The 1503-nt window shown below is 69.5% G+C and carries 2 protein-coding genes; both read left to right on the top strand.

Annotated features, from left to right (window positions below; genetic code table 11):
* The first annotated feature begins 174 nt into the window (after window positions 1–174).
* Entirely contained in the window at window positions 175–999 is an 825-nt protein-coding gene (locus RMO40_RS19755) for a universal stress protein (protein WP_309725021.1), read from the top strand.
* Between the two features lie 103 nt (window positions 1000–1102).
* A partial coding sequence (locus RMO40_RS19760; RefSeq protein WP_309725023.1) for a response regulator occupies window positions 1103–1503 on the top strand: 401 nt, incomplete at its 3' end.

Below are 1503 nucleotides of genomic sequence, written 5' to 3' on the forward strand. Positions count from 1 at the left end.
TGCCATGAACCCATCGGCTGGGACGAGTTGCTGCAAGCCCCGGAGCAGACCGTGTGCCGAGGCTGCAGCCAGTTTGGTGAGCTCGGGGAGACCCGCCTGAAATCTTGATCTGGCGCACGCCGGGCCCATGCCGGCTTGCGCAGACTCTGCCCGTACCCCGGGGAGAGCCCAGCCATGACCTACCGAAGCATCCTCGTCCACCTGGACGAATCGCCGCGCTGCGCGGCGCGTGTGGCGCTGGCGGCCACGTTGGCCCGGGTCCACGGCAGCCACCTGCTTGGCCTGGCGCCCAGCGGCATGGTGAGCCTGCCGGCCGAGCTGCAGCCGAGACAGCTGGGGGCCGGCGCCGCGCGCGAGCAGATGTTGCAGCGCGCCGCCATCCTGGTGAGCCTGTTCAACACGCAAGTCGCACCGCTCGGCCTGGTCTCGCACGAAGGTCGCATGCATGACGACGACAGCCTGAGCGCCGTGCTGCAGCACGCGAGCGCCGCCGACCTGGTGGTGCTCGGCCAGAACGACCCGAAGCATTTCACGCCGCTGGTGTCGTGGGACTTTCCGCAGCAGGTGTTTCTGCATGCGGGCCGGCCGGTGCTGGTGGTGCCGTATGCGGGCGAGTTCAACACCGTGGGCGAACGGGTGGTGGTGGCCTGGCACGACAGCCGCGAGGCCGCACGCGCGCTGGCCGATGCGCTGCCGATCTTGCGCCGCGCGCAGCAAGTGAGCGTGCTCAGTTTCATGCACCCGCGCGACGCCGGCAGCGCGCCGTCGCTCGATGGTGTGGGCGCCTGGCTGCAACGCCATGGCATCGAGGCCAACTTGCGCCGCGAGGTCACCGAGCTCGACGTGGGCAACGCGTTGCTCTCGCGCGCCTGCGACCTGGGCGCCGACCTGATCGTGATGGGCGGCTACGGCCACACGCGCGTCACCGAGCTGGTGGTGGGGGGCGTGACCCGCTCGGTGCTCGCGCAGATGACGGTGCCGGTGCTGATCTCGCACTGAGCCCTCCTCGATCCGGCGAAAATGGGTGAGCCCGGCGTGCCAGACAGACAATCGTCAGGCCGAGGATGTACGCTCGGACGCCCACTTCCCCGACACGCCGCCCGTGACCCCCACACCGACCCACCTTGCCGTTCTCGACGACGAAGTCGACATCACCCAGTTGCTGGGCAACTACCTCATGACGCACGGCTTTCGGGTGAGCCAGCTGCACAACGGCCCCTCGCTGATGGACCTGATGGCCCAGGACACCCCGGCCCTGGTGCTGCTCGACCTGGGCCTGCCGGGTGAAGACGGCTTCGTGATCGCCCGCCAGCTGCGCGAGCACTGGCGCTGTGGCCTGGTGATCGTGACCGGCCGGGGTGACGCGGTCGACAAGGTGGTGGGACTGGAGGTCGGGGCCGACGACTACGTCACCAAACCCTTCGACCTGCGCGAGCTGGTAGCGCGCATCAAGGCGGTGCTGCGACGCATCGAAGCGGCACCGCCCGCCGCTGCCACGCCAGC

Origin of the sequence: Rhizobacter sp., assembly GCF_031412075.1 — a bacterium.
Taxonomy (GTDB): Bacteria; Pseudomonadota; Gammaproteobacteria; order Burkholderiales; family Burkholderiaceae_C; genus Rhizobacter.

Bases quoted from the DNA above. Each gene is read 5' to 3' on its own strand.
- RMO40_RS19755 (WP_309725021.1), top strand. From the start codon at position 175: ATGACCTACCGAAGCATCCTCGTCCACCTGGACGAATCGCCGCGCTGC.